General features: G+C 41.4%; 21 protein-coding genes and 1 pseudogene. 18 read left to right on the top strand and 4 right to left on the bottom strand.

The genetic code is table 11. The features are described 5' to 3' along the window. The first annotated feature begins 16 nt into the window (after positions 1–16). The 6 genes from ACQY1X_RS20705 to ACQY1X_RS20730 all read left to right on the top strand — a co-directional run bounded on the left by ACQY1X_RS20705 (position 17) and on the right by ACQY1X_RS20730 (position 5440). A complete protein-coding gene (locus tag ACQY1X_RS20705; RefSeq protein WP_430015087.1) occupies positions 17–1087 on the top strand; it encodes a glycosyltransferase family 4 protein in 1071 nt (356 codons plus the stop codon). A gap of 14 nt (positions 1088–1101) precedes the next feature. Further along, on the top strand, positions 1102–1776 hold the full coding sequence (locus tag ACQY1X_RS20710) for a class I SAM-dependent methyltransferase (protein ID WP_430015088.1): 675 nt from the start codon (positions 1102–1104) through the stop codon (positions 1774–1776). 114 nt (positions 1777–1890) lie between these two features. Then, positions 1891–2877 (top strand): IS30 family transposase, encoded by a 987-nt coding sequence (locus ACQY1X_RS20715; RefSeq protein WP_430013469.1) that lies wholly within the window; start codon positions 1891–1893, stop codon positions 2875–2877. A gap of 36 nt (positions 2878–2913) precedes the next feature. Beyond that, on the top strand, positions 2914–3618 hold the full coding sequence (locus tag ACQY1X_RS20720) for a sulfotransferase family 2 domain-containing protein (protein ID WP_430013470.1): 705 nt from the start codon (positions 2914–2916) through the stop codon (positions 3616–3618). A gap of 22 nt (positions 3619–3640) precedes the next feature. Further along, positions 3641–4426 carry a glycosyltransferase gene (locus tag ACQY1X_RS20725; RefSeq protein WP_430013471.1) on the top strand — a complete coding sequence of 262 codons (786 nt, stop codon included), beginning with the start codon at positions 3641–3643 and terminating at the stop codon, positions 4424–4426. A 33-nt stretch (positions 4427–4459) separates the two neighbouring features. Continuing rightward, on the top strand, positions 4460–5440 hold the full coding sequence (locus tag ACQY1X_RS20730) for an NAD-dependent epimerase/dehydratase family protein (protein ID WP_430013472.1): 981 nt from the start codon (positions 4460–4462) through the stop codon (positions 5438–5440). A 23-nt stretch (positions 5441–5463) separates the two neighbouring features. Here the strand turns inward: ACQY1X_RS20730 and ACQY1X_RS20735 are convergent, their stop codons facing one another. Continuing rightward, entirely contained in the window at positions 5464–8172 is a 2709-nt protein-coding gene (locus tag ACQY1X_RS20735; protein WP_430015089.1) for a GNAT family N-acetyltransferase, read from the bottom strand. 249 nt (positions 8173–8421) lie between these two features. Here ACQY1X_RS20735 and gcvH point away from each other — a divergent pair, with 249 nt between their 5' ends. The 3 genes from gcvH (at position 8422) to ACQY1X_RS20750 (ending at position 10972) form a co-directional block, all read left to right on the top strand. Continuing rightward, entirely contained in the window at positions 8422–8817 is a 396-nt protein-coding gene (gene gcvH / locus ACQY1X_RS20740) for a glycine cleavage system protein GcvH (RefSeq protein ID WP_002737085.1), read from the top strand. Positions 8818–8976: 159 nt separating this feature from the next. Next, positions 8977–10149, top strand: a complete 1173-nt coding sequence (gene moeB / locus ACQY1X_RS20745) for a molybdopterin-synthase adenylyltransferase MoeB (protein WP_430015090.1) — start codon at positions 8977–8979, stop codon at positions 10147–10149. 235 nt (positions 10150–10384) lie between these two features. Further along, a complete protein-coding gene (locus ACQY1X_RS20750; protein ID WP_430015091.1) occupies positions 10385–10972 on the top strand; it encodes a hypothetical protein in 588 nt (195 codons plus the stop codon). Positions 10973–11040: 68 nt separating this feature from the next. Here the strand turns inward: ACQY1X_RS20750 and ACQY1X_RS20755 are convergent, their stop codons facing one another. Continuing rightward, positions 11041–11415, bottom strand: a complete 375-nt coding sequence (locus ACQY1X_RS20755; protein ID WP_104396437.1) for a CU044_2847 family protein — start codon at positions 11413–11415, stop codon at positions 11041–11043. A 165-nt stretch (positions 11416–11580) separates the two neighbouring features. Here ACQY1X_RS20755 and ACQY1X_RS20760 point away from each other — a divergent pair, with 165 nt between their 5' ends. The 8 genes and pseudogenes from ACQY1X_RS20760 to fmt all read left to right on the top strand — a co-directional run bounded on the left by ACQY1X_RS20760 (position 11581) and on the right by fmt (position 18870). Then, positions 11581–14841, top strand: a complete 3261-nt coding sequence (locus tag ACQY1X_RS20760; RefSeq protein WP_430015092.1) for an SUMF1/EgtB/PvdO family nonheme iron enzyme — start codon at positions 11581–11583, stop codon at positions 14839–14841. Positions 14842–15239: 398 nt separating this feature from the next. Beyond that, positions 15240–15395, top strand: a complete 156-nt coding sequence (locus tag ACQY1X_RS20765) for a DUF6888 family protein (RefSeq protein WP_002737946.1) — start codon at positions 15240–15242, stop codon at positions 15393–15395. After that, positions 15379–15582, top strand: coding sequence for a DUF6887 family protein (locus ACQY1X_RS20770; protein WP_002758886.1), 204 nt, complete (start codon positions 15379–15381; stop codon positions 15580–15582). The genes ACQY1X_RS20765 and ACQY1X_RS20770 overlap by 17 nt, the downstream gene beginning before the upstream one ends. Before the next feature lie 144 nt (positions 15583–15726). Continuing rightward, on the top strand, positions 15727–16143 hold the full coding sequence (locus ACQY1X_RS20775; protein ID WP_287232285.1) for an element excision factor XisH family protein: 417 nt from the start codon (positions 15727–15729) through the stop codon (positions 16141–16143). Further along, positions 16131–16466 (top strand): XisI protein, encoded by a 336-nt coding sequence (locus tag ACQY1X_RS20780; protein ID WP_002736025.1) that lies wholly within the window; start codon positions 16131–16133, stop codon positions 16464–16466. The genes ACQY1X_RS20775 and ACQY1X_RS20780 overlap by 13 nt, the downstream gene beginning before the upstream one ends. Before the next feature lie 32 nt (positions 16467–16498). After that, positions 16499–16860 (top strand): annotated as a pseudogene (locus ACQY1X_RS20785) (DUF433 domain-containing protein). Positions 16861–17056: 196 nt separating this feature from the next. Beyond that, positions 17057–17851 carry a peptidoglycan editing factor PgeF gene (pgeF, locus tag ACQY1X_RS20790; protein WP_430013477.1) on the top strand — a complete coding sequence of 265 codons (795 nt, stop codon included), beginning with the start codon at positions 17057–17059 and terminating at the stop codon, positions 17849–17851. A 41-nt stretch (positions 17852–17892) separates the two neighbouring features. Beyond that, complete coding sequence (gene fmt / locus ACQY1X_RS20795) at positions 17893–18870, top strand: methionyl-tRNA formyltransferase (RefSeq protein WP_069475440.1); 978 nt, start codon at positions 17893–17895, stop codon at positions 18868–18870. A 29-nt stretch (positions 18871–18899) separates the two neighbouring features. Here fmt and ACQY1X_RS20800 read toward each other — a convergent pair whose 3' ends face one another. Both ACQY1X_RS20800 and ACQY1X_RS20805 read right to left on the bottom strand, forming a co-directional pair. Then, positions 18900–19280 carry a cyclic nucleotide-binding domain-containing protein gene (locus ACQY1X_RS20800; protein ID WP_430013478.1) on the bottom strand — a complete coding sequence of 127 codons (381 nt, stop codon included), beginning with the start codon at positions 19278–19280 and terminating at the stop codon, positions 18900–18902. A 613-nt stretch (positions 19281–19893) separates the two neighbouring features. Next, positions 19894–20700 carry a TlyA family RNA methyltransferase gene (locus ACQY1X_RS20805; protein ID WP_024969913.1) on the bottom strand — a complete coding sequence of 269 codons (807 nt, stop codon included), beginning with the start codon at positions 20698–20700 and terminating at the stop codon, positions 19894–19896. 139 nt (positions 20701–20839) lie between these two features. Between ACQY1X_RS20805 and ACQY1X_RS20810 the strand changes: the two genes are divergently transcribed. After that, positions 20840–21061, top strand: a complete 222-nt coding sequence (locus ACQY1X_RS20810; protein ID WP_002736250.1) for a hypothetical protein — start codon at positions 20840–20842, stop codon at positions 21059–21061. The last annotated feature ends 57 nt before the right edge of the window (positions 21062–21118 follow it).

Here is a 21118-nt window from a genome sequence, read left to right on the forward strand (position 1 = left end):
TTATGCAAGAGGTCTATTGTCTCTTGGAGTCCGAGGTGGTACGGTAATATATGCACAAGAAGTTATTGATCGTCTTTCGATTGAAAAAACCGTTATCGTCCCTTTTGGCTCTTTGGTAAAAACTCCACGCCACAATTATAAATGGATTGCTCATAGAAATGTATATGAGTTCTTTATCTATTCTTTTACTTTATTACCTCTATATATGATCAGCTTGTTCTGTGATTTGACAGTTAACAAATATAGTTCTATTTATCTTCCTTATTTTCATTACTGGAATATTTTTTTTGTATTCATTTTTAAGCTGTTTAATAAAAAGGTAATAACTACCATACATGACGGATGTATAGGGGATAAAAATCAGAACAATTTCAAAGGCAAAATTGTAGATTATCTTAAAGAGAAATCTATTTACTCTTCGGATGAATTAATTTTTTTGTCGGAATATGTAAAAAACGAATTTCAAAAAAGATATGGGAGAAAAGATGATTGTCATGTTATTCCTCTCGGCTTAATAATACCAGAAGGTCTAAGGCAAGTATCCAGGAATCATAATCCATTGCCTAACATTCTCTTTTTTGGTCAGGTAATCCGTTCCAAAGGAGTTGAGAATTTAATCCACGCCTGTTTGAAGATGGCAACAGAAAAATATAATAAATTAGTTATAGTTGGAAAGCATTTCTATCCCCTCGGTATTGATAGAAATATTTACTCTAGTAGTAAAATTGTTTTTATAGATAATTATGTACCAGAAAATGAAATCTCTAAGTTTTTCAATGAAGCTGATATTTTAGTTCTTCCCTATACTATTGCAACCCAGTCAGGGGTAGTCTCTATAGGTGTTTCTGCCTGTATTCCCATGGTTTGTACAAAAGTGGGTGGACTTAAAGATCAGCTAGTTCCAGATGCTGAAGCAATTTTCGTAAATTCCGATTCTGAATCGATTAAAGAGGGTATTTTGGATCTAATTGATAATAAAGAGCTTTATGAGTCTATTTCCTTAAATCTCAAAAGGAAACATACAAGTCTCGACTGGAATAATATAGCTAAATCTATCGAAAACGTTATACTCTCTACTACTGAATGACGAGGAAAACATCTATGACTATTGGGATTTGTAATTTGTGCGGTTCTGTGGTGGTTCGGATACATCCAGGATATTTTGGTACTCGTTGTTTAAACTGTAGATCTACTAAAATTCATAGAGCAGTTGGTTTGACAATTGAATCTCTAAATTTTTCAACCATTACCTCTGTTTATGAGTTGTCTTCTCGCGGAGCTTTCTATAAATTCTTAAAAGGTAAATTTAAGAATTTATACTTTTCTGAATACTTTGATGATGTACCTCTAGGGTTGATGAAGAACTCTGTTGTCTGTCAAGACGTTCAAAATCTTCTTCTCAACGACGAATCTTTTGATTTAGTGACTTCCACCGAAGTTTTCGAGCATGTTCCTGATGATAACAAGGGTTTTTCTGAAATTTACAGAGTCTTAAAAAAAGATGGATACTTTATCTTTACCGTGCCTTTATCGGATAACCCGAAGACAGTTGAAAGATGTTTCTTGCAGCCTGATGGGACTATCATACATAAACTTGAACCTGAGTATCATGGCGATCAGATCCGTGGACAGGGAAGAGTTCTTGCCTTCAGAAATTACGGATTGGATATAACTGAACGCTTAGAAAGTTGTGGTTTTCACGCTGAAATACGTCTAGTAAACTCGACGCGCAATGTAATTGAAGATCAGAAGGTTATCATAGCAAAAAAAATGTAGTTCTATGACTGTCACTACGCCAATTCAAAAATGAAATGCATCAACCTCAAGAGTTGTCAAAGAAAGGCTCATCAGGTACTGTCTGATCATTAACAAAAACAAATCAGACCCAAAATGAGCCACCAACATCTTAACATAGAACAAAGAAACTTGCTCTACCAACTTAGTCAGGAGGGAAATTTATCTCAACGGCAAATGGCCGTCTGGCTCGGATGTCATCAAAGCACAATATCACGGGAATTAAAAAGGAATCAAAGTTCCCTTGGCTGCTATCTACCTGACACAGCACAAGCTCAAAGCGAGACAAGGCGAAAAAATGCCAAACAACCCTTTAAAAATGTCAGCGAGTCAGCCTTAGAGTTGGTCAAAGAAGGATTGAAAGATTATCATAGTCCCGAACAAATAGCAGGTCGTCTGAAAAAAGCTGGTCAAGAATCGCTCAGTCATGAAACCATCTATCAAATGATCTATCAGAACTATCACGGATGTGGAGAGTACCAGAAATATTTACGCCTGGGGCTTTGTCAAAGAAAGAGTCGAGGCGGAGCAAAAAGTAAGCGTGGAGGGATTCCAGGGCGTGTAGATATCAGCGAGCGACCAGTAATTGCTGACCAGAAAACTGAAATCGGTCATTGGGAAAGTGACACAATGATTGGAGGCAATCATCTAGGAGTTCTCGTTACTCATGTAGATAAAGCCTCGAAATTTTTAGTAGCAGGATTAGCCAAAAACAAAACCGCATCGGAAATCAATAGAGTCACAGAAAAACTTTTTCAAGAGATTCACCCTGACAAAAGAAAAACCTTTACTTGTGACAAGGTTAAAGAATTTTGTGGACATCAAGAGTTGAGTCAGAAACTAGGAGCAGATTTTTATTTTGCTACTCCTTATCATTCGTGGGAGAGGGGATTAAACGAGCATACCAATGGACTGTTAAGACAATTTTTCCCCAAGGGAACGAATTTTAAAATCGTTAAGCCAGAGGAGGTGGAAAGAGCCGTAAACTTAATTAACAATCGTCCTCGAAAATGTCTTGACTATCAGACCCCCAATGAGGTATTCTATAAAAGTAGATCAGATAGTGATGCAATTCAGACTTGAATCAGCCCTAAAAAATCAACTGGAGGCAAGAATAAAATGTTAATTTCCTACAAATACAACTTTCTTTTTATCCATAATCCCAAAGTAGCGGGGTCGTCTTTGGAGAAATCTATGAGAAAAATCATCTTAAATGACTGGGAATATTTTAACTATAAAATTGATTGGGTATTAGGGAGAATTAATTTTCGTTTGGGAAATAAAGTTAATCTTCGCAATTACCTTTATTCTGACCCTATGGGTTGGGTTTATGATTCTTTTAAATTTCCTCAAGGCTATTTGAATCCTCACCCTTCAGCCCTAGAGGTTAAAAACCTAATTGGTCAAGATAAATATAATGAACTTTTCAAATTTGCCTTTGTCAGAAACCCTTGGGATTTAGAGGTATCAATGTATAAATATCTCTGTTGGAGAAAGCTGCATCCTTTACATCATGTGGTTAGAGCGATGAGTTTTGAGGAATATATATACTGGAAAGCTCAAAAAGGGATGGGCCTGCAAAAAAGGTTTTTAGCTGATAAAAATGGCGAGATTATCCTGGATTTCATCGGTAGATTTGAGACTTTACAAAAAGACTATGAGAAAATACTAGAATTGCTTAAGTTACCAGAAGTAAAACTAGCAAGCGTCAATCAAAATCATCAACGTCAGCGAGACTATAGGAGTTATTATAACGAAGAAACTAAAAATATTATTAGTGAACATCTCAAGGAAGATATAGAATTGTTTGGATACTCTTTTTAGTAAAAAATAGCTTTAGATACTTATGCAACTTAGCGCCTCCCTTGTCCTTTACAAAAATGACCCAGAGATAGTTATTCAAGCAATTAAGTCTCTGTTTAGCACACCCATGGAAATTAATTTATCAGTAGTAGATAACTCTCCCACCGATGAACTCAAAAAAATCTTTGATAATTTTCAGGAATACGACATCGATTATTATTTTAATGATGGTAATAACGTTGGTTTTAGCAAGTCTCAAAACCTAGCTATTACTAGGACTAAAAAGTATGATTATCATCTAGTAATGAATCCCGATATATACTTTGATAGCAAAACGATTTTAGAACTAATAGATTACTTAGAACATAATTTAGATATTGGATTAATTCAGCCTAAAATACTTTATCCCCACGGTGAAATACAATATCTGTGTAAACAGAACCCAACTTTTTTAGCACTGTTTATGAGAAGATTTATACCGAAACAATTAGCTAGTCAGAGTATGTTTAAAAAATATATGGACTGGTATGAAATGAGGGAAACTGGTTATGATAAAATTATGGACGTTTCCTATTTGTCTGGGTGTTTTATGCTGTTTCGTCGTCAATATTTAGAAGAAATTGGATACTTTGATGAAAACATTTTTATGTATCTAGAAGATGCGGATATAACCTTGAGAATGGCAGAAAAATATAGGTCTGTATTTTATCCCAATACCTATATTTATCACTACTGGGCTAGAGGTTCGCAAAAATCTCTTAAATTGACTTGGGTGACTATTCAATCAGCATTTTATTATTTTAGTAAGTATGGCTGGAAATTTTGGTAAATTAGGTTAACAACATAATTATAAAATAATTTTATGAAAAACATTTTAGTCACGGGTGCAACAGGTTTTATCGGCAGCTATCTTTTGCCAATTTTATCTCAGCAGAAATTCCAGATTACTGCGGCAGTACGAAAGAATTTATCTCAGTCCTTATCCAGGCCAATAAGAATAGTTAAAGTTGGCAATATCGATGAAAAAACTAATTGGCAAGAGGCACTTGAGGGAATTGATATAGTTATTCATCTAGCAGCCCGCGCTCATATTATCAACGAAACTATTCCCAATCCAGAAGCTGAATTTATTAAGGTTAATACTCAAGGTACAGCTAACTTGATTCAACAGTCAATTCAAGCAGGAGTTAAACACTTTATTTTTATTAGTTCTATCGGTGCGATGACAACTCAAAGCGATAGGATACTCACAGAAAACTCTCCCTGTCATCCCGATAGTCCCTATGGTCGTAGTAAACTACAAGCGGAACAAGCTTTAATTAACCTTGCCAAAGATAGTAACATGACTTGGACAATTATTCGTCCTACTCTAGTTTACGGTCCTGGTAATCCAGGTAATATGGAGCGCTTGATGAAACTAATTAAACGGGGATTACCTTTACCTTTTGGTGCAATAAAAAATCGCCGCAGTTTTGTCTTTGTGGGTAACTTAGTTGCTGCCATTATTACCTGTTTAGATCATCCTAATGCCGCTAATCAAATCTTTTTAATTAGCGATAACCAAGCTGTTTCTACTCCCCAATTAATTCGACTCATTGCTCAACAAATTCAACAACCCTGTCAATTGCTGCCCGTCCCCACTACCCTACTTAGATTCTTAGGTTATCTGGGTGATACCATAGAATCCATAACAGGGAAAAACCTCCCTTTTAACACCTATAGTATCGATCGCTTGCTTGGTTCTCTTGCCGTTGACTCTAGCTATATTCAAAAAAACCTAGATTGGCAACCTCCCTTTACTTTAGAGCAAGGATTAGCCCAAACAATTCAGCCAGAAAATTAGTGATCAGCTGATCAAAAAAGGCTTCATAATTCAAGTTCCGCTTTGACAAAATCGGCAGTTTTATAGAGAGAAAACCCCACTTTAGCAGCTATCATCTGCATAGCGCGGTTATCCCTTAAAATTTCCCCTTCAATTCCCTCTAATCCTTCCTTTTTGCCAATAGTGACTAAACGCTGTAGTAATTCTGTACCAACTCCTTGACCTTGATAGTCATCCCTAACTAATAGGTCAAATTCTGCCACATTAACGCCGTGCAGTTTATTTAAGCGTCCTATAGCGATAATTTCTGGTTCTTCCGTCTGATCGTTATTAATCTCTACCACTAAGCTCATTACTCGATCGTAGTCGATAAAACAAATGCGCGTAAGACGATCATAAGCGGTTTGGCGATCGAGATTGACAAGATGAAAATAACGATAATAAATGCTTTCTTCCGAGAGATAATGGTGAAATTGTCGCACTAAAGGCTCATCCGCTGCCCGAATCGGACGAATTAGCACCTTTAAGCCTCTTTTCGTCGTCCAAGGCCCTATATAATGTTCGGGATAGGGACGAATCGCCGGATGAGATAACTTTTCTGGGGGAGTAGTTGGAGGATGAAGAAGGATAGAAGCGGAAAGAGCGATCAATTGCTCTGAATCGGCAAAAAAGGGATTAATATCGATAGTTTTAATGCGAGGTTGTTCACTAACCAGGTTACTAAATCTAACGATTATTTGCTCTAAATTCGCCAAATTAAGCGATTTAAGCCCATTTGTCCCCTGAAAAGCCCGATAAATCTTGGTTTTTTCTAAAAGTCGGCGAGCGAGATTAGTATTTAAAGGAGGTAGAGCGGTGGCGTAATCTTGAAAAATATCGACTAAACGGCCACCAGTACCGAAAATTATCACCGGTCCGCACTGATCATCGTAATTAGAGCCGATAATTAACTCATATCCTCGATCGATTTCTAACATCGGTTGAATACTCACCCCGAGAAAATGCTCCCCACCCACTTGTGCGCTAACATTAGCTTCGATCGCCTGATATGCTTGCACCACTGCCATAGATGAAAAAAGCGGCAATTGTACCCCACCCACCGCACTTTTATGGATAATCGTCCTCGAATACAGTTTCATCACCACGGGATAACCGAGAGATTCAGCGAGATTAACTGCTTCTGCGGCACTTTCGGCAATTTTAGTGACAATAACAGGGATTCCATAAGCTTTCAGTAGCTCTAAAGACTCTGGCTCACTGAGAATTGTTCTATCCCCTGCTTGCTCGATAATCTCGCTCACTAAAACTAGATCGGAGCTATTTTCCTGAGAATTGGTTAAAATTGGCGTTTGATAAAGACCGCGCAGATTCTCTTCATATTTCCAGAGCAAATTAAACACCCGGGCCGCCGAATCGGGATAGCGATAGGTGGGGATACCCTGCTGATTTAATAACGCTACCCCCTCTGCAATGCCCTCTCCCCCCATCAAACTTGCTAAAATGGGTTTTTTGCTATTTTGAGCAATTGAAGCAATTCTAAGGGCAATTTCTCGCAGATCAGTGTTAAAGCGAGGCGAGAGAATCATCAACACCGCGTCGGTATGTGCATCCGCTAAAGCGATCTCTAGGGCGCGAGCGTAGCTATCGGGATCGCTGCTGCGACGCAGATCGATGGGATTTTGGGGGACGATATCCGCGGGAACAAGAGGCGCTAGTTTTCCGATCGTTGCGGGGGTAAGGGTTGCCAGTTGTCCATCTTCCGCCAGTAAAGCCGAGGCCGCTAAAAGAGCGGGAGCAACACCATTGCTGATGATTGTCAAGCGTTTTCCCCGGGGAAATCGGGGAATTTTCGCTAAAACTTGCGTGATATTCAAGAGATCGGCCAGTCTTTGTACTTCCACGATGCCACAACGAGCAAAGGCAGCGGAGAGAGTTAGCTGATCGCTGGTTAATTTGCCAGCATGGGAAAGAGAAGTGGGGTCAAAGTCGGTACTGTGGCGACTAATGGCGATAATTGGTTTATTTAGGGCAACTTCTCGGGCTGAGGACAGAAAAGAGCGGGCATTATTCAGGGATTCCAAGTAGATAACGATGCTTTTGGTTTGGGGATCGTCTCCTAAATAATAGAGTAATTCGCCCCAATCCACATCTAAAAGGACTCCGAGGGAGATAAAGTGACTAAAACCGACATTTTCGCTTAAACTCCAATCAAGCACGGAAGCAGCGATCGCGCCACTTTGACTAATCAGGGCAATTGAACCGGTTTTCGGCAGGATGGGGGAAAAGGTGGCGTTAAGATTTTGGCTTATATTGCAGATTCCTGAGCTATGGGGACCGATGATGCGTAATTTTTGACCAGCGATCGCTTTAATTTCCCTGAGTAAATTTTCCCCCATCTGGCCGGTTTCCCGAAAACCCGTGGAGAGAATCAGGGCGCATTTAACCTGTTTTTCGACAGATTGGGCGATAATAGCGGGAATTTCGGGAGCAGGGGCGGTGATAATTACCAGATCGATCGCCGCCTGGATATCCTCTAAACTGCTATAGGTGGGAAGATCGAGCCAGTTTTCGGGGTGAGGATTAACTAGATAAAGGTGGTGCTGACCGGGATTATGATGGAGATTATTTAAAAGAGTGCGATCAAGTTGGGGATTTTGGCGATTAAATCCCACCACAGCGATGTTTTTTGGCTCAAAAAAGGCTCTTATGGTTTGATGTTCGCCACCACGAGGCTCTAAGATGGGATTTAACATAAGTAAGCTAGGAGGCATTTAAACTGGGTATTGTTAAGTGAGCTAAAAAAGCGGCTAACCCTTACTTTTCCAGTGTTCTGTGGCGTTCCCCGATCAACCTAGACCAATTCTAGCTGTTTAATCAGGGTTCGATCGGTGTAATTAATTTTGTCTAGGTAGCGATCGGCAATAAAACAGCCCTAGCCGATGAACATTTTCCCCAAGAGATCTAGTAAACTAACTGATGCTGTAAATATTTAGAGACAGACGATGGAACTGGAATATCCCGAGGATTTGAGATACCTAGAAACCCACGAATACGTCAGACTCGAAGGTGAAATCGCTACCTTGGGAATTAGTGCTTTTGCCGTCGATCAATTGGGTGATATCGTGTTTCTAGAATTGCCCGAATTGGGAGAGGCGCTGGAAGTAGGTAGTAGTTTCGGCACGATCGAATCGGTAAAAGCGGTAGAAGATCTTTATCCTCCCGTCTCGGGGACCGTAGTCGATCGCAATCAAGCGATGATTGACTCCCCCGAATTAATTGCCGATGATCCCCACGGGGAGGGTTGGTTATTAAAAGTGCGGGTAGAAAATCCCGATACTGCCTTGGCTGATACCCTCTCCGCTAGTGAATACCGCGCCCAAGTAGCAGGGGAAAGTTAACTAATATTAACAACAGGGAGCCAGACCCTCACACTATCATAATCATAGAAAGAATTGAAAAAACAGGAAGCGATCGAGTCTTCCTGATTTTTGTCTCTAAATCGTGCTGAGACGAAATTCTTGCCCGAATCGAGTCAGGTTTCACTATTTACCCAATCTATGCTAAATCCTAATCTCGCGGCGATCGAACTTTCCAAAGAGGAGGTTCAACGCTACTCTCGACACATTATTCTGCCCGAAGTGGGCTTAGAAGGTCAAAAAAAACTAAAAGCCGCCAGTGTTCTCTGCATCGGCACCGGGGGACTCGGTTCCCCGCTTTTACTCTATCTAGCGGCGGCTGGCATCGGTAGAATCGGTATTGTTGACTTCGATATCGTCGATAGTTCCAATCTGCAACGTCAAATTATTCACGGCACTTCTTGGGTAGGCAAACCGAAAATTGTTTCCGCTAAGGACAGAATTCTAGAAATTAACCCCTATTGTCAGGTGGATTTGTACGAAACCCGCATAAGTTCCGAAAATGCCCTTGACATTTTAGCCCCCTATGATGTAGTTATCGACGGGACCGATAATTTCCCCACCCGTTATCTGACTAATGATGCTTGTGTTCTTCTCGACAAACCCAACGTCTATGGCTCAATTTTCCGCTTTGAAGGACAAGCAACCGTTTTTAACTACCAAGGCGGTCCCAACTACCGCGATCTCTATCCCGAACCGCCACCACCGGGGATGGTTCCCTCCTGTGCCGAAGGCGGCGTTTTAGGGGTTTTACCCGGAGTAATCGGCACAATTCAAGCCACAGAAGCCATTAAAATCATCCTCGGCGCTCCGGATACCCTCAGTGGTCGTTTACTGCTTTACAATGCTTGGGAAATGAAATTCCGCGAGTTAAAATTGCGTCCGAATCCCATCCGTCCCGTCATTGAAAAACTAATTGATTACGAACAATTCTGCGGTATTCCGCAAGCGAAGGCACAAGAAGCAGCAGAACAGCAAAAAATGACAGAAATGACCGTAGTAGAGTTAAAAGCACTAATTGACAGCAATGCCAATGATTACATTCTCATCGATGTGCGTAATCCCAACGAGTACCAAATCGCTAAGATTCCCAACTCGGTATTAATTCCCCTACCCGATATCGAAAATGGTTCGGCAATTCCCAAAATTAAGGAATTAGTCAACGGTTATCGTCTTATCGCCCATTGTAAGATGGGGGGACGTTCCGCTAAAGCCCTCGCTATCCTCAAAGACGCAGGTATCGAAGGAATTAACGTCAAAGGTGGTATCAGCGCCTGGAGTCGTGAAGTCGATTCCACTGTACCAGAATACTAATTTTGGTCCCTGGGTTTTGGGGTGTTAGGGTTTTGGGGTATTAGTCAAATTCCCCCATCTCCCCATTCCCCCATCTCCCTAGGGTTGATTCAAGGTAGGGTTGATTCATGAATCAACCCTACCCCATTCCCCCATCTCCCCACTTCATAATTCATAATTTCCTCCCCCCATTATTGCCCGTGAATCTGTTAAAATCAAGGCGAGTTAGCCTTAAAATCTTCGGTGTGAGCAAACGATGAAAAACCATATTAAAAAAATTGCTAGTTGGAGCGCGATCGCTACTATTTCCCTTGGCTTAGTAGAAATGAACCGAACAGCGATCGCATTTGGCAATAATAATCAATTTAGTGCCTGTATCAGTCAGATTGTCCGCACGGGAGTCAGTCCCCAAGATGCCGCCACCGCTTGTTCAGAAGCATTAATTCCTAAAGAATTATCCCGCTGTGTGGTAATGATTAAATCCAAAACCCCGATCGATGGTAATCTGGCTCTGCAAGCTTGTTTTCAAGTGCGTCGTCCTATTGACCTAGGTAATTGTGTGGTCGATATCCATCGCGCTGCCCCCTTGTTTGCCGCTAATTCCCTCAAACAAACGGAAACAGAAACAGCCAAGGAACCGGATAAATTAGGGATTTCTAAACAGGTTTTAGATTCCTGTCGTCAAAGTTTATTACCCGGCCGCTTTTCCGAGTGCGTTATCGCTGTCAGTCGTGGTGCGGACAAAAATAATCCCTCCCAAGCTTTACAAACCTGTTTAAGTGCCGAGGATTTCCCTAGAGATCTATTCCCCAGTTATCCCCAAAATCAAGACCAGAGACTTTAATCAAGATTATTTGGCTCTCTTATTTTGGGAATATACGGAAGAACCAGAAAACGTTAAATATTGAACCATCAATCAGACGAGTTCGGCGGCTTAGGAAAGGTACACTTAACCGTAATATTTAAATTACTTTTAGCGGTTCCTTTAGTAATATAAGGGATTCCTACCTCACCGCCGATTTCCACACCAAATTGTAAAGTGACTTCCTCAATGTTGGCAATGGCTAAATTGCGAAAAGCGTTTAAAGTGTAAGTAGTGTAAGTACGAATTGTATCTTCAATTGTCTGAAAATTCTGCAAAATTTGCTGTTTATCTGGTACATTAATTACCCCTTTAGCAACTCTTCCCTCCGTTTTTACAGTCTCGGCAGGAATTTCTAGGTCATCGGTGGACTCTATATAAATTAGGGTGTTTTCGTCAATTTGGATCGGAGTTAGTCGAGTCATAAATAATGCAAAAATTGAAAATTAACTTTTTTCTTAACTATTTCTTGGCTCTCCCGTACTTGTGATGATAAGAAAAGATTATCTAAGGGAGGGCCTATGCTTTCCTTGCAGTTTACCAAAAAATAACCTAACATAAAAAACATTTCTATCCCTTGCTGACTGTCTATGGCTCGCTACGCCCTTGTCATCGGCATTAACCATTACGATAACCCCAATTTCCTGCCATCTTTGAGTAAACCCGCCAAAGATGCGGAAGCTGTTGCTAAATTCTTGGAGAATACTGGGACATTTGCCAATGTAGAACGCCTACCCAATTGCTGGATTGCCGCAGAAAAACGCTACGAAGTTGTTCCAGGAAAGGTAACGGGGAATGAAGTCTTGCAGGCCTTAAAGAAAATCTTATCGGGAGAGCAGACCAAAAATCAAGAAGTCTTGATCTACTTTTCAGGACACGGGTTTCGCCTGATCAATCGCATCGGTGACGGGGAAGCCTATCTCGCCACCTCCGATAGCCAACCCGACGGCAAAAATGCCATTTCTTTAGACCGAGAACTCAATCCTTTATTACGGCGTTCTAATTTGAGTAATCTGGTAGTAATGCTAGACTGTTGCCATGCGGGGGCGTTATTGCCCGAAAATCGGGAATTAAATCGCACTTTGCTAGAACCTAGCCTCTCAGCGTTTAAGGAGAAGCAAGATTACTACCTAATCGCCGCCTGTCGGTCAGAACAGGTGGCTTGGGAAGATAAGAAATACAGTTTGTTCACCGCCGCCTTACTGAAAGGATTGTCCCAAAAAGAGGCGGACCCAAAAACGGGAGAAATTAGTGCCGATCGCCTGTTTGATTTCGTTTCGCGGGAATTGCGCGGGAAGGGTCAAGAACCGATTCGCATGGGAGTTGGGCGATCGCTAATTCTGGTCAAATATGGGGCGCAACCTCAAGTTAAAGAGGTGAAACCGTTACTAGATGAGAAGGGAGAATTGCGCTGTCCCTATCAAGGATTGCTGGCGTTTACTAAGAAGGAACGCCCATTTTTCTTCGGACGCAAGCGAGTGGTGGACGACATCAAATCTAAGCTGGATCGGCTAAATTTTGTCCCTCTGATTGGTGCTTCTGGAAGTGGGAAATCTTCGGTAGTTCTGGCGGGATTGATACCCTGGTTGGAAGAATTAGGATGGCAAATTCTCGAACCGATCAAGCCTGGATTTAAGCCGTTAACAATGTTGGAAAGCTTGCTGTTACCCTATTTTCGAGATGATCAACAATTGCTGGATCAATGTATCAATAATCAAGACAGCGAAGGCTTAAAACCGCTATTAGAGCTTTTTCCCCGCGAACACAAATTCTTGCTGGTGGTAGATCAGTTTGAGGAATTATTCACTTTTGCTCTAGCGGAACAGCGCGATCGCTTTATTGAATTGATTACTCAAGTTGCCACAATTCCAGACTCTCCTCTGGCAGTTGTCGCTACCATGAGGGCGGATTTCATTGAACCCTGTTTGCGTTACGATTCTTTGCGACAACTGATTCAAAATAACGCCGAATACCTGCCAGATCTAAGGGGATTAGATTTGCTAGAAGCTATCACCGAACCAGCCAAACTGCAAGGCTATGAAGTTACTAATGATTTACTCAATAAAATCCTTGAAGATATTAAACAAGAACCAGGATTTTTACCATTATTAGAGTTTGCTTTAACCCAGCTTTGGCAGAAACGAGATGAAGCAAACCATCGGCTGACTTTAGATACTTATGAGGCGATAGGTGGGATAGTAGGAGCGTTAAATTGTCAAGCTGATAAAGTCTATCAATACAAGGATTATGAAAAAGACTCACCGCAGCAGGAGCGAACGGAAGCAGAAAAAGCTTTAATTAAGCGAATTTTCTTGAATCTTCTGCAAATAGGAGATGGGGAAAAAGATACCAGATTGCGTCAATCAAAAGCCTTTATCTTGTCTTTAGCTGGAGATAATCAAGAAGGACAAAAAGTTTTAACAGAACTAATTGAAGGAAAACAAGGATTAGTAAAAGGTCGCCTTTTAGTAACGGGAAAAACTGAACGAGAAGAAGAAGCTTGGGTAGATTTAGCCCATGAAGCTTTAATTGAAAAGTGGGACAACCTGAATCAGTGGCGAAACGAAAATCGACAGGGAAGAGAATTAGCCAAACAGGTGGATAAAGATGCCAAAGACTGGCAAAAAAATAATAAATCCCAGGATTATTTGTGGTCGGGTGACAAGTTAGCAGATGCAGAGAAAATTCTGCAAGAATATCAAGACACGGTGGAGACTACGAAATTGGCTAAAGAGTTTCTCCAAGCTAGTAGTCAGGAGGAATTATATACTTATCTCCGCAGTCCAGACATTGATAATTTAGAGCGAGAGACATTAGAAGAAGAGGCAGTCCGTAAATCATTCTTCACGAAAGATAGATTATGGCAATTACTGAGAGATGAGCAGGAAAAAGCACAGATAAGGCTGTCAGCTTCCTGGTTGCTGAAGCAGTGGGGAGAGGAGGTTCCTATCTGGACAGCAGAGGTTAATAAGCAAGGAAATATTGCCCTCTCAATCATCGCAGAAAACGATCTACCAGCCACAGTAATCGAAGAGTTAGAAGACGGAATAAACCTAGAAATAGTGGAAATTCCCGGGGGTGAGTTTTGGATGGGTGCTTCTGAAGGAGAAGAAGGAGCATATCCAAATGAACGCCAGCCACATAAGGTCAAGATTTCTCCCTTCCTGATGGGCAAATATCTCGTAACGCAGGCGCAGTGGCGAGCAGTAGCTTCTTTGCCTAAAGTTGAACGGGATCTCAACCCAGAACCTTCACACTATAAAGGAAATAGCTGCCGACCAGTGGAACGTATTAGTTGGCAGGATGCGGTGGAATTCTGTGAGAGACTATCGCGCTGGTCTCAGAAAAAAGGGAAAGGCTATCAATACCGTTTACCCAGTGAAGCAGAGTGGGAATATGCTTGTAGGTCAGTTATCAGTGAAGAATTAATCCAAAATCCGATTTATCCGCCCTATCATTTTGGGTGGAAAATTGACCCGGCTTTGGCAAATTATTCACAAACCGCTTGTGCAAGGACGACAACCGTAGGCAGGTTTCAAATCGTAAATGCCTTTGGACTTTATGATATGCACGGGAACGTTTGGGAATGGTGTCTAGATCCTTGGCATGATAACTATAAAGACGCGCCCAATGATGGTTGGGTATGGGATGAAGGAAAAGAAGAATTGTATCAAGATATATCAAAACATCTTGATGTGTTGTTACAAGACAATAGAGATCATGTCGTACGTGGCGGGTCATGGGGCAGCCGTCCCTGGGCTTGCCGTTCTGCGGTTCGCGACAACGTCGCTTTCCTCAGCGATGCCTACGGTTTTCGGGTAGTTGCGTCGTCGAGGAAGGTGATTCAGTGAACAGTTAACAGTTATTGCTTGTGCCAAGGCTCTGGCTTGGTATATATAGTTGTTTCAAATAAGAATGAGATAAGACTCACCTAGCTCACTATTATTGTCAGTAAGCACTCCCGTAGGGGCGAAGCATTCGGGCAATAACCTATCGCTGAAACCGTAGATTTCTTATCCGAATGCTTCGCCCCTACAACCTCAAATACCAATTTAAATGATGAAAAGCTTATGTCTCAAACTTATTTGAAATGACTATAACATCTAGCCAGCAGACTACCTGAATAATTAGCGAGCAGGATGCTCGCATTCCCTTAAATCTAAGGCACTAAATTAGCTGTTTCAATCCAGTAGTATGCTATACTTATTACAGGTATAAACTCGTAAATTGGAGGAAAAAGCCATCAATAATGATACCCACTCCCGAACAGATGCTTACTTGCATTAGAATGTGTCAAACCCTGTCTAACTTCTATACCGATATTCATCTATTTCGGTATGATGAAAATAGTAATGTGAGCATCTTGCTCACTAATGTGGAGTTTGAAGATGAATCATCAACCTGATTTTTACCAAATGTCTCGCCCAGAATTAAGAAAATATGTCCTCTCCCATCGAGAAGATGATGAAGCCCTAAGAATTTATATGGATAGAATGCGAACTGAATCAGGTGTAACTAGATTTACCCTTACTCCTAGTCAAGAAGATATGAAGAAATTAGAAGAATTTCTCAAGGCAAAAATGGATAAATAAAATCAATTTAACTTGCTTGTACCAAGGCTCTGCCTTAATGTATGCTTCAGGTAGAACCTGGGAACGAGATGAAAAAGACGAATCACCGATTCTTCAACAGTACCAAAATCGATGCATCTCTAATAATCATCAGTTATAATAAAAATGCTAGCAAAAGATATTTATCATGATACCGTGAGAACTGCCTTAGACAAAGATGGCTGGACAATTACCCATGACCCCCTAATTATTCGCTGGGGAAAAAGAGATTTATATATTGACTTAGGAGCAGAAAAAATTATTGCCGCCGAAAAAGACAATCAAAAAATTGCCATTGAAATTAAAAGTTTTGTTGGCAAATCATCTATCGACGACTTAGAAAAAGCATTAGGACAATATATTTTATACTATGATTTATTGACAAAACTAAAATCTGAAAGAACTTTATATTTAGCAATTCATCAACAAGCTTTTGCCGATATTTTTGAAGATCCTATTGGTCAAGTTTTATTAGACAATAAACGATTAAAATTATTAATTTTTGACGAAATTGAGGAGGTTATTTTAAGATGGATAGTTTAGAAAAAATGAGAAAAATTATTATTGAATCTCTCCGTTATTATGCAAACTTGCGCTATGCTACTGGAGAGGTAAACCGCCTCCTCATTATTGACAAAGACTCTGATAACTATCTAATTCTCTTAGAAGGTTGGGATAACCGAGAAAGAGTACATGGCTGTTTACTGCATTTACAAATTATTAATGGTAAAATCTGGATACAACGAGACGGAACCGAAGACGGTATTGCCACTGATTTATTAGCCGCCGGTATTCCTAAAGAGCAAATTGTCCTTGCCTTTAAACCCGAACATATTCGACCCTATACTGAATTTGCGGTAAAATAAGCTATAGAATGAAATTCTAGAAGGTTATGAGTATGGTTCTAGTATCCAACGGGCAATCAGCTATTATTCGTACAGAGCGTGGATTGATAATCGCCGGTACGCGAATTACCCTTTATGATGTTATGGATTACCTAAAGGCTCAGTATCCCCCCAAGCTGATTCGTGAAAAACTTGGTCTTAATGATAGACAGATTGATTCAGCCCTAGCATACATTGAGACTCATTGTACTGAGGTTGAAGAATCACCCTAACAACAATTCCTATTGTAGGGATAATTATGTAGGGATAATTCATGAATTATCCCTACTCAGGAATGCTTTGTTTAATGCTTGCCGGGGAGAGAAATTTTCCGTCTTCATACCTTTATCCTCTTCCTACCCAACCCGATTCTTGAGGCTATTTTTTTCTCTCTTATCTTCCCTCAAAAACCCTATATATATGGGCGCACGGATTCCCATTATATAAAAAGTCTAAAGCAAGTCTCGCCATTTGTCAAGGGTTTGGGTAATAATTTTCCGGTTGCCGTTTGCCAAGCTCAGAACTAGGATAGGAAAGAATAAGGTATTATTGCAGCCAGAGAGGCTTAGACTGTGACCAATGTAGCGATCGATGTCCGATTAACCGAGACTTCTCTGTGGCAATGGCAAACATGGCAAGGATTGCCCTATCTTACCTGTAATCTCCTAGAGGACTGGTCCCACGGCTTTTTTACCCGTCATTATTACCCCCAAACCCCGGAAGCTTTTACGGCTGCTCTAGGGGCAAATGTACCAGTTTATCGGGTCAAACAGGTACATGGCGATCGCCTATTAAATCCCCAAGGGATTACTAACCCAGAAATAGCCGAAGCGGATGGAATTATTACCGATGCTTCCGGTCAAGGGATTTGGGTGGCCAGTGCTGATTGTACACCTGTACTAATAGGCGATCGCTCTAGCGGTGTTGGGGTGGCGATTCATTCTGGATGGAGAGGGACAGCTAAGGGAATAGTTGTCAAAGCAGTTAAGCAGTTATTAAACTCCGGTAGTTGTTTAGATAACTTAGTGTTGGCCCTGGGGCCGGCAATTGCCGGGGAAGTGTATCAAGTAGAGGCAGAAGTTGCCGTAGAAGTGGGTTTAAGTTTATTTCCTCAAGAAACCAATCCCGACCAAATTCTGGCGAATTTATTTAACCTCTCCCCTTCCCCCTTATTTGCTGACGAGGAAAAAGGAAAAGTTCGCTTGGACGTGCGAAGGGTGATTTATCATCAACTACAACAGTTAGGAATTAGAGATCAACAAATTGCGATCGCTCCTTTTTGTACCTATCAACAAGAGGAGCATTTTTTCTCCTATCGTCGGGAAAAAGCCAAAAAAATCCAATGGTCTGGCATAGTTAGTCGTTAATGATTACTGCACACTGATAACTGAAAAATCCCCCCTCTCCCATGCGTATTGTTTTTTTCGGAACCCCGACTTTTGCCGTCCCCACCCTCAAAAAATTATTAGCCAATCCCGATATAGAAATAATTGCCGTCGTTACCCAACCGGACAAGCGCCGGGGAAGGGGTAATCAATTAATCCCCTCACCGGTGAAACAAATAGCCATAGAACAGCAAATACCAGTTTTACAGCCTAAAAGTGTCAAAAAAAATGCTAAAACCTTAGATTTTCTCAGACAATCGCGAGCGGATGCCTTTGTAGTAGTTGCCTACGGACAAATCCTCTCCCCAGAAATTCTAGAGATGCCGAGATTAGGCTGTATTAACGTTCATGGCTCAATTTTACCGAAATATCGGGGAGCAGCCCCCGTGCAGTGGTGCATCGCTAGGGGAGAAAAAGAAACCGGCATTACCACCATGTTAATGGATGCGGGCATGGACACCGGACCGATGCTACTGAAAGCCTACACCCCGATCGCTCTTTTTGACAATGCCGAACAGGTGGGAGCAACCCTAGGCCAAATGGGGGCGGATTTGCTCCTAGAAACCCTCTCTAAGCTCGATCGAGCAGAAATTACCCCAATTCCTCAAAATAACGATGATGCCACCTATGCCCCTTTAATTCAAAAATCTGACTATCTAATCCACTGGCAAGATTCGGGCCGGACAATTCACGATCGAGTCCGGGGTTTTTATCCTCATGCGCTAACCACTTTCCGGGGACAACCCTTTAAAGTGATGGCCACTATTCCCCTAGACGATCCGGAGCAACTGCCTCGAGAATTACAGACAAAAGACCTTTCTCATCTAAGCGGAGAAGTGGGATCGATCGTGGCTCTCTGGAAAAATTTCGGGCCGGTGGTGCAGACGGGAGCGGGTTTATTATTATTAAAAGAAGTGCAATTATCGGGAAAACCTCCGCGTTCTGGTGGGGATTTGGTCAATGGTTCCCGTTTAACTATTGGTGAGATTTTCGGTCAATAGTTTTCGGGGTATGGCTTTCCTTTGCTCCTCTATGCTTCACCGGCGAAGATTTTTTTTAACTTGCGAAAGCGATCGGAATAACTTCTTAATACTTCGATCGCAAACATGGGGGTTTCCTGCACGGCAAATAAAAACTGCGGTTGATTGAGATAGGCTAATTTACAATCAGTTTTGGCGATAGCTGTGGATTCTCGCAGTTTATCTGGGTGCAGGAGCGCTCCTGCTCCGAATACGTCCCCTTTTTGTAGAGTTTCTATCAATTGCCCCTTGATATACATCTCCACCTCTCCACTAAGAATACCGTACATTAAATCGCCCTCCGTGCCATCGGCAAAAATAACTTCACCAGTTGGAAAAGTGCGATCGGGATGATTTTCGAGAATTTTAATCGTCTCTACGGGACTTAACATGATTTAACAAGAATTTTTCGGGTTATCTCTCCCATTTTCCAATAGATTGAACTGCCCGATCATCGTTTTTGTATGTAAGAATACTTGAAACTTCTCTACCTGACAAAGATTCGGTTTGACTCTCAGAAATGCTTTGTTTAATCCGACATTCCGCACATCTTCATATACCTTTATATATTTTTACATTCCCCAAGATGTTTTGACGAAAAAGCTTCATTGTAGAAACTACTATTGAGAACATTTTCAATAATTGATTTTTTCTGAGAAAACAAATTACAATTCTTCACCTTGATGAAAATCGATCCTTGTAGCTACAATCTTTACTGGCAAAGGGTTGTAAGCAATGTATTAGTAAAAATTATCAATTGAATGTTAAGAAGTGCGGAAGGTGGGTTTAATGCTTGTCGGGGAGGGAAAATTTCCGTCTTCATACCTTTATCCTCTTCCTACCCAACCCGATTTTTGAGTCTATTTTTTTCTCTCTTATCTTCCCTCAAAAACCCTATATATATGGGCAAACGGATTCCCATTATACATAAAGTATAAAGCAAGTCTCGCCATTTGTCAAGGGTTTTTCTGAAAATCTCCCCACTGCCTTGACAAAACACTGGGGTTAAAACTGTTCGATCGCTGCTTGGGTGATTTCTGCGATCGCGGCTAAACTGGGACTAACTTGGCCAGTATCGGTGGACAACCAGAGAAGATACTCGACATTACCCGCAGGTCCGGTAATGGGAGACCAAGTTAAACCCCGATAGAACCATCCTAAGACTTCTGCGGCCTGTAAAACCTGAAAAATTGCCCCTGCTTGGTCTTGGTAGTCGCGAACTACCCCTTTTTTGCCGACTTTTTCCCGTCCCACCTCGAATTGGGGTTTGACTAATAAAATCGCTTCTCGCGGTGGATTTAATAGCGTCCACAGGGTCGGTAAAACTTTGGTCAGGGAAATAAAGGACAGATCCATAACTGCTAAATCGGCGGGTTTTTCCTGTCCGTATAACTTTTCTGGGGTTAAATAGCGAAAATTAGTTCTTTCTAGTAAAATAACTCGTTGATCCTGCCGTAAACTCCAGGCCACTTGTCCATAACCCACATCGACCCCATAAACCTGTTTTGCTCCTTTTTGCAAGAGACAATCGGTAAATCCCCCCGTGGAAATGCCTCCATCTAAACAAATGCGATCGCTGACATCGATGGCAAACAATTCTAAGGCCTTGGCTAATTTTTCGCCCCCCCTTGACAAATAGGGCAGTTTCTGCTTAACCTCGATCGCCGCTGACCGATCGATTTCTGTGGCCGGTTTATCGATGATTTGGTGATTGACTTTCACCTCTCCAGCGCGAATTAATCGCTGTGCCTGTTGACGGGAATCACAGAGATTTTTGGCTACCAATAATAAATCTAATCTTTCTTTCGGCAAGGAAGGCCTCCCAATAATCAGCGCCTAATTCTAAAAAATACCTTATTTTTCCCCAAGCAATCCCAGAAGGAAGATTATAAGTAAAGATAGGGACAAGCGGAACCCATCAGCCAAATTTTCGATGCCATCACGATATTTTATGGATAAAGATACTCGATTCGCCATTTTAGTCATTGGCATCCCCTTTCTAGGACTAGCTTACTGTGGCTTGATTTTTGCCGTGATGATTTATTGGGTGTGGGCCCGGGAACATCCCGTAACCATGGCCACTTTTTTCGTCCTTGCTCCTTCTTTGATTTCTGGCTCTATCTGGCTGTTAGCTTCCTATAAAGCCCGTCAAAAGCAGCGTTTGGGTTTATAGTTCAATGTAGAGGCCGATGGCATTCGTCCAAAAAGAATCAACTGGATTTTAGAACTT

This window comes from Microcystis protocystis FBCC-A270, from assembly GCF_050500235.1.
In the GTDB taxonomy this organism is placed as follows: domain Bacteria; phylum Cyanobacteriota; class Cyanobacteriia; order Cyanobacteriales; family Microcystaceae; genus Microcystis; species Microcystis ichthyoblabe_A.

Bases quoted from the DNA above. Each gene is read 5' to 3' on its own strand.
- ACQY1X_RS20735 (WP_430015089.1), bottom strand. From the start codon at position 8,172: ATGTTAAATCCCATCTTAGAGCCTCGTGGTGGCGAACATCAAACCATA.
- ACQY1X_RS20810 (WP_002736250.1), top strand. From the start codon at position 20,840: ATGGATAAAGATACTCGATTCGCCATTTTAGTCATTGGCATCCCCTTT.
- ACQY1X_RS20780 (WP_002736025.1), top strand. From the start codon at position 16,131: ATGGATAGTTTAGAAAAAATGAGAAAAATTATTATTGAATCTCTCCGT.
- ACQY1X_RS20760 (WP_430015092.1), top strand. From the start codon at position 11,581: ATGGCTCGCTACGCCCTTGTCATCGGCATTAACCATTACGATAACCCC.
- ACQY1X_RS20765 (WP_002737946.1), top strand. From the start codon at position 15,240: ATGATACCCACTCCCGAACAGATGCTTACTTGCATTAGAATGTGTCAA.
- ACQY1X_RS20775 (WP_287232285.1), top strand. From the start codon at position 15,727: ATGCTAGCAAAAGATATTTATCATGATACCGTGAGAACTGCCTTAGAC.
- ACQY1X_RS20725 (WP_430013471.1), top strand. From the start codon at position 3,641: ATGCAACTTAGCGCCTCCCTTGTCCTTTACAAAAATGACCCAGAGATA.
- ACQY1X_RS20710 (WP_430015088.1), top strand. From the start codon at position 1,102: ATGACTATTGGGATTTGTAATTTGTGCGGTTCTGTGGTGGTTCGGATA.
- ACQY1X_RS20720 (WP_430013470.1), top strand. From the start codon at position 2,914: ATGTTAATTTCCTACAAATACAACTTTCTTTTTATCCATAATCCCAAA.
- gcvH (WP_002737085.1), top strand. From the start codon at position 8,422: ATGGAACTGGAATATCCCGAGGATTTGAGATACCTAGAAACCCACGAA.
- ACQY1X_RS20730 (WP_430013472.1), top strand. From the start codon at position 4,460: ATGAAAAACATTTTAGTCACGGGTGCAACAGGTTTTATCGGCAGCTAT.
- ACQY1X_RS20755 (WP_104396437.1), bottom strand. From the start codon at position 11,415: ATGACTCGACTAACTCCGATCCAAATTGACGAAAACACCCTAATTTAT.
- fmt (WP_069475440.1), top strand. From the start codon at position 17,893: ATGCGTATTGTTTTTTTCGGAACCCCGACTTTTGCCGTCCCCACCCTC.
- moeB (WP_430015090.1), top strand. From the start codon at position 8,977: ATGCTAAATCCTAATCTCGCGGCGATCGAACTTTCCAAAGAGGAGGTT.
- ACQY1X_RS20770 (WP_002758886.1), top strand. From the start codon at position 15,379: ATGAATCATCAACCTGATTTTTACCAAATGTCTCGCCCAGAATTAAGA.
- ACQY1X_RS20715 (WP_430013469.1), top strand. From the start codon at position 1,891: ATGAGCCACCAACATCTTAACATAGAACAAAGAAACTTGCTCTACCAA.
- ACQY1X_RS20750 (WP_430015091.1), top strand. From the start codon at position 10,385: ATGAAAAACCATATTAAAAAAATTGCTAGTTGGAGCGCGATCGCTACT.
- ACQY1X_RS20800 (WP_430013478.1), bottom strand. From the start codon at position 19,280: ATGTTAAGTCCCGTAGAGACGATTAAAATTCTCGAAAATCATCCCGAT.